Origin of the sequence: Thioclava sp. IC9 (assembly GCF_002213225.1) — a bacterium.
GTDB lineage: Bacteria > Pseudomonadota > Alphaproteobacteria > Rhodobacterales > Rhodobacteraceae > Thioclava > Thioclava nitratireducens.
The window spans coordinates 1-5,598 of sequence record NZ_NBNX01000021.1 but is presented as its reverse complement, the minus strand read 5'-3'; the positions used below and the strand labels follow the sequence as shown (position 1 = coordinate 5,598).

5 protein-coding genes and 1 pseudogene are annotated in these 5,598 nt (G+C 56.1%); 2 read left to right on the top strand and 4 right to left on the bottom strand.

The genetic code is table 11. The annotated features are described in order from the left end of the window. Nucleotides 1-239 precede the first annotated feature (239 nt). The 4 genes and pseudogenes from B6V76_RS19530 to B6V76_RS19515 form a co-directional block, all read right to left on the bottom strand. Complete coding sequence (locus B6V76_RS19530) at nt 240-1,019, bottom strand: glycosyltransferase family 25 protein (protein WP_088728320.1); 780 nt, start codon at nt 1,017-1,019, stop codon at nt 240-242. A 133-nt stretch (nt 1,020-1,152) separates the two neighbouring features. Continuing rightward, nucleotides 1,153-2,259, bottom strand: a complete 1,107-nt coding sequence (locus B6V76_RS19525; RefSeq protein ID WP_088728319.1) for a glycosyltransferase family 4 protein — start codon at nt 2,257-2,259, stop codon at nt 1,153-1,155. Nucleotides 2,260-2,675: 416 nt separating this feature from the next. Continuing rightward, nucleotides 2,676-3,262 (bottom strand): annotated as a pseudogene (locus B6V76_RS19520) (DDE-type integrase/transposase/recombinase); the annotation flags it as partial. A gap of 52 nt (nt 3,263-3,314) precedes the next feature. After that, nucleotides 3,315-3,740, bottom strand: a complete 426-nt coding sequence (locus B6V76_RS19515) for an Rrf2 family transcriptional regulator (protein WP_075777003.1) — start codon at nt 3,738-3,740, stop codon at nt 3,315-3,317. 155 nt (nt 3,741-3,895) lie between these two features. Here B6V76_RS19515 and hmpA point away from each other — a divergent pair, with 155 nt between their 5' ends. Together hmpA and B6V76_RS19505 are read left to right on the top strand one after the other, a co-directional pair. Then, nucleotides 3,896-5,077 carry an NO-inducible flavohemoprotein gene (gene hmpA / locus B6V76_RS19510; RefSeq protein WP_088728317.1) on the top strand — a complete coding sequence of 394 codons (1,182 nt, stop codon included), beginning with the start codon at nt 3,896-3,898 and terminating at the stop codon, nt 5,075-5,077. Nucleotides 5,078-5,298: 221 nt separating this feature from the next. After that, nucleotides 5,299-5,598 (top strand): hypothetical protein (locus B6V76_RS19505; RefSeq protein ID WP_206184258.1); only part of this gene is annotated, 300 nt, incomplete at its 3' end.

Genomic DNA, 5,598 nt, shown 5'->3' with positions numbered 1-5,598 from the left:
TTCCACTCCTCTTCCAGCCAAGGAAGCGTAGCGGAAAACTCCAGCTTCAAACGGTCCAGTTTCCGGGGATCAGATCACATGGTATGGCGGCTGCATCCGTTCTTCGGGGGGCGAACCTGCGGGGCCGGTTCCCAATGAAATTTGGCGTAGGTTCCAAATTGAGGACAGGTTTTCAATCGGGCGCGCCGCTTGCTCCGGCGCGAAAAAAACCGGTGGTGGAAAGCCTGACGAAGTCAGTCCTAGAGGAAATGCGCGGGGTCTAGGCGAATTTCACGTCGTTCAGCTATTCCAACGTGCCTTAGGGCGCGATAGGCCATGCGGAGCTGCGCACCGATCCGACGGGCGCGAAAGCCAGAGGCCTGTTTGGTTATCGGCGTTGGTTTTCCTGAGTCTATCTGAGAGACGGTATTAAAAGGATTTGTAATGCCGTAGTCCGCGGCGCGGTCTAGCTGCACGCTGCAAGCCGGTTCGACTTGAAAGCTTTTCAATTCATAGGCTTTGCAGATCAGCGCATCAGCGAGGGCGACCTCTTTGGACGCCCGCGCAAGAAGTTTTCGCGCCCCAGAAGGCGAAATTACGTAAGCAGCAGCGCCGCTCCTGTCTTGATAGAGGCGGAGTAGTTGGTGCTTGGCCCCGATCGCGCGCCCAACCTTACTAATGATCTTCTTGCGCGTCCGTACCTCAAGGGTCACATGCTCAATGCCTTCGATTTCGTCAATCGCATTTAGGACACTGGGCGTCTGATAGGAAAGAAGCGCATCGTCTTCTAGTATGAGGGTGCTTTCATCCTGTGCTGCGGCAAATTTCCACGCCTCCACATGGCTTAAAAAGCATGCTTTCTCGGTATCTTTGAGAGGGCGCTCCCAGCTTGACCATTCAAAAGAATTCTCATAATTCATTACCATTTCTGGCGTGAATGCATCGATCCTCTGAAAAGGTATTTTCAGCCTGTTCAGCTGATCGGCCATAAATGACATGCGCGCGGTCGCAGTGCTCAAATTAATTACCAGGCAGTACATAGGCGTACGCATACTCCGAGCGATTGGTCTGGTTTGCTGTTAGCTCAATCTCGCCCTTTTGTCCATTGGGATGCCGGTTCAAATCGAAGATCTGATTGAAACGCTTCAGGACCCAACCTTTAGCGTATATAAGTTAACTCGATCGCGTGATCTTATTATTTTTGTCGGCAAGGGACCATAGGTCTTCGTAAACGATATTTATCGCATTCACTTCGGAAGTTACGCTAAATTTTCGCACGGCCCTTTTTCTGGCGGCTATCGATTTTTGATGGTATAAGTCTTTGTCCTTGAGAATTCTTATTAGAGCCTCTGCTGCTAATTCGGGGCCCTCTATTGGTACAACCGCGCCACATGAGCCGGTGTCTGTATCATTTTCTCCCACGAACTCTTTGAAGTAGCCGGTCTCACTCAAAATCACTGGAAGTCCGGTAGCCATGGCTTCCAGAGGCGTCATCCCATATCCTTCATAACGGGGGAGTGCCACGAGCGCTCGGCATCCCTGCAATATCTGTTGCAATTTGTCGGGATCTACTTCTCCCAAAAAAACAATCCGACTTGAAAGCCCAGCTGCTTCTGCGCGTTTCTCTATTTTTTCCTGGAATTTTTGGTGTTCGGGTCTCGCCGTTCCGACAACAATAGCGCAAGCTCCCGGCAGGTCCGGAAGCGCGGTAATCATAGCGTCGATAAAAAGGTCCGTGCCTTTCTCTGGACGCACGCGCCCCACCGTTATGATCCCATATTCCCCGGGAAGTTGCAGTTCTTTCCACTTGCGCTTATAGCTTTCTTCTTGGGCGGGTAAGAAGTGCTCCGTATCCACTCCATGAGGCACTACTGCAACCACATTAGGCACATATTTGGCGGCCTCTTCAGTTGTTGCAATTACCGCATCCATTCGCGAAATTAGCCAGCGTGGCCAAGCTGAATGGCGACGTTGTGCGGCTGAGGTGAAAACAATTCTTATTGGCAGGCGCAGGACATCTCGGGCCAATATAGCAAGTTGCATTTCAATGTTTCGCCGTGTGTGCCAAATTGAAAATTTACGTCCGGCAGGAGGCTCGCGACATTCCCGGAGAGCGCGGAAAAAACCAATCGGTTTTGCGCATTTCGGCAATGCGTAACCAACAAGCGCTACATTCAGTAAATTTTGCTGCTGCCGTAACACCGCTGCCGCAGTTGAAGATACGCCTGTGAACCTTTTTTTGAAGTTCGTGACATATAGGCTAGCTGTCGATTTTTTCATTTGGGCGCCCTGACATCAACACCGATACGTAAGCAGCTTGTGTGAGTGAGCTAATATTGGCAGGTGCCACATGGGCTTGGGTAGTATTTATTGCCAAATACGCTCTGTCTTCCTGCTTGACTAATCGAAGCTACTTTCCGCAGTTTTCAAGCACATCAATTACGGTGTGGTGGATGTGCCAGATTTTTCATCGCATCATCAAGGGGCGGTGCCCTCTCGATATCTTCTGAGATTTCGTTACAGAGCTTTCATCTTCCAGGTCGCAGGATTTCACTGACTTAGATCAGTTGGAAATTTGATCTCGAAAATCTTGGTAGAGCGTCTTTGCCTGACGGTCTGCGCAGGCGCCGTCAAGCACCTCTCCCTTTGATTTCATGGACTTGCGCTTCCTATTTCGATGTCTGCAGCTTCGAAAGCTAGGGGGGTATCAGATGAATGTCGAGAGGCTGTCTCTGAAAATTGCCAAGCCTGCGCTTCACTAGTGGCTTGGTTGTAGTGTTTGCGCCGATCCTCCAGTTTTCCGCGGCCTCCGCAAGGCTCATGAAGGTTCCAATGTTGCGCCATTGGTCCGAGCGACGGTGGCGACGGGCGTTTAAACACTCGGCCCGTAGCTTGCTGTTGAAGGCCTCGAGGAAGCCGTTGTCGGTTGGCTTTCCGGGCCGTGAGAAGCCCACGGTGACCTGCCTGACATGAGCCCAGAGATCGAGGTCGCGGCAGATGAACTCATGGCCCTCATCGACCCGTCTCGTTTTTGGGTGTCCGAGCTTCCTACAAATCCGTTCATGCGTATGAACGACATCTTCACCGCGATACCGAAACCGCACAGCCGTCGCTGGACAGTAACGTGAATGACTCTGGACGATGGTCAGAAACCGCAGTTTCTTGGGTAACGCGAGCTGATCGTGAACGAACCGAAGGTCCGCGAAGCGACATCCATCGCCCCAAAACCATTCGCAGCGACAACTTCCTGGCGGTCATCGCGCAGCTTCGCTTTTACCCGCTTGCTCTGCCTCCGGCACTCGCAACCCGGAGACGGTCAATCCTGACCATTCTCGTCACGACGCGGCGAGGCCAAAATCGCGCGGGGAGATTGCGATATCGGCGATCGTGTAGGCGTCCAGCGTCGTCAGGAACGCTGCGCGCGCCTCGGCCAAGGGCGCGATGAGGCGGCATGCGGCGGTAATCGTGCAGTCGCCGCCGCTGCGCATACATTCCACGAGGTCGAAATCCGTCTCCATGTGGCGCACGATCGTCCCCACGCCGATCTCCTGCGCTGGCCGGGCAAGTCCCAACCCGCCAGAGCGTCCGCGTTGCGCCACCAGAAAATCCCCCCGGGTCAGTGCGTTGACGACTTTCATCATGGTGCTGCGTGGCGCGCGATAGGCTTCGACGAGTTGATCGATCGTGAAACGTCGGTCTTTCATCGAAGCGGCGTAGATCATCACCCGCAAGGCGAGGTCCGTGGTGTCGTTCAAGCGCATTCGCACTTCTCCTGATGCAGCCTCCTCAGCGACCCGTCTCGTACCACGAGTCCGGACAGAATGTCGCACGGGAAAAACATACCTGTGATTGGCATCTTAATGGCTGAGCAAATAGATGCGTCTTGTTGGTATGTTTTATAGCCTAGGAGACAGGAATGGCAAAGCCGCTCTCGGAAGAAACACTCGCGATCATTGAAGCTACTGCGCCGGTCGTGGCGGAACACGTCGATCAGATCGTGCCCGTGATGTATCGGCGGCTGCTGGCCGCTCCCGAAATTCGCGCGCTCTTCAACATGTCGCATCAGCATGGCAACTCGCCGCAGCACAAGGCGCTCGCGGGTGCCCTGGTGGCCTATGCGACCCATATCCGGAACCCCGGCGTCCTCGCGGACGCCTTGGAGCGGATCGCGCAAAAACACGTGGGCCTGCAGATTCTCCCCGAGCATTATCCGCATGTCGGCGAAGCATTGCTCGGGGCTGTCGCGGAGGTGTTGGGAGACGCCGCCACGCCTGAAATTCTGAACGCCTGGGGCGAAGCCTACTGGTTCCTCGCCGATACGCTGATCGCCCGCGAGGAACAGATTTACGCCAGTGCGGAAGAGCAGGACGGCGGCTGGCGTGGCTGGCGTCGCTTCAGGGTCGGTGCGAAAGAGAAGGAAACCTCCGAGATCGCGTCCTTCACGCTCTATCCGGTTGACGGCATGCCGGTTCTCAAGCATCGCCCCGGCCAGTATCTGAGCTTCCGCTTCACCCCTGCGGAGGGCGAGGAATATCGTCGCAACTACTCGATCTCCTCGGCGCCGGATGGCCAGTCCTACCGGATTACGGTCAAGCGCGAACCTGGCGGGCGGATCTCCAACTGGCTGCACGACACGGTCGAGGTCGGCGCCGAATTCGACGTGGCCGCGCCCGCCGGCGAATTCTTCCTCGATCCGAAGGGCAAGCAGGAAATCGTGCTTCTGTCGGGCGGGGTGGGTCTCACGCCCATGATCTCGATGCTCGAGAGCTACGGCGGCGGCGATCTGCGGATGGTCTATGTCCACGCCACCCGGAATGGTCAAACCCATGCGCTCAGCAATACGCCCCGTACAAAGGCACATGAAACCCATGTCTTCTACGAGGCGCCGGAAGAGACTGATGTTGCGAACGGTGTGCATTCCGGACGTGTCGATCCCAGCTGGCTGGTCCAGATCAGCGATGCCGAAAAGGCCGACTATTTCATCTGCGGCCCGACCGGGTTCATGCAGGAGATGGTCAAGGGCCTGAAGGCCGCCAATGTGCCGGACGCGCGGATTCACTACGAGTTCTTTGGCCCCGCAGCCGCCCAGATCGGCTGACAACGCGGCCCGGCGCTCTGAAGAACGAGCGTCGGGCACGCGCCCCGTGGTTCCAGTTATCAATCGGAATGTCGGTCTCTGTCCGGCGTGATCGCGCTCACGATAATCGAAGTTTGGGCAGGGTTCTTCCGACCCTTTTCGCCCCGCGGAACGGCAATTACCTCACCCGTGTTCTCCTCCTGCCGGCCGATGGTCGGCGCAAGAAATGGAAGGAGACTACTATGACCTATAGCCTCAAATCGATCGCCCTCGTCGGCCTTCTCGCCTCTGCGGCTCCCGTCGCGGCCTTCGCCCAGGATAGCAACGCCGCTGCCGGCGTTTCGACTGACATGGGCGGCAGCGCTTCGGTTGCTGCGCAGGGTGCGGGCACCGATGTCGGCGCGAATGTGGATACGGGCGCTTCGGCGGATGCGGGCACGACCTCCGGCATGGGCCAAGGCGAGACGGTGAAGACCTACGGTCAGCTCATCTCGAGCCTGAAGGCGAACGGTGCCGCCTCCACCGATCAGTTCTCCGATTAT

Excerpts from the sequence above, each read along its gene's own strand:
- B6V76_RS19515 (WP_075777003.1), bottom strand. The coding sequence starts at position 3,740 with ATGCGCTTGAACGACACCACGGACCTCGCCTTGCGGGTGATGATCTAC.
- hmpA (WP_088728317.1), top strand. The coding sequence starts at position 3,896 with ATGGCAAAGCCGCTCTCGGAAGAAACACTCGCGATCATTGAAGCTACT.
- B6V76_RS19525 (WP_088728319.1), bottom strand. The coding sequence starts at position 2,259 with ATGAAAAAATCGACAGCTAGCCTATATGTCACGAACTTCAAAAAAAGG.
- B6V76_RS19530 (WP_088728320.1), bottom strand. The coding sequence starts at position 1,019 with ATGTACTGCCTGGTAATTAATTTGAGCACTGCGACCGCGCGCATGTCA.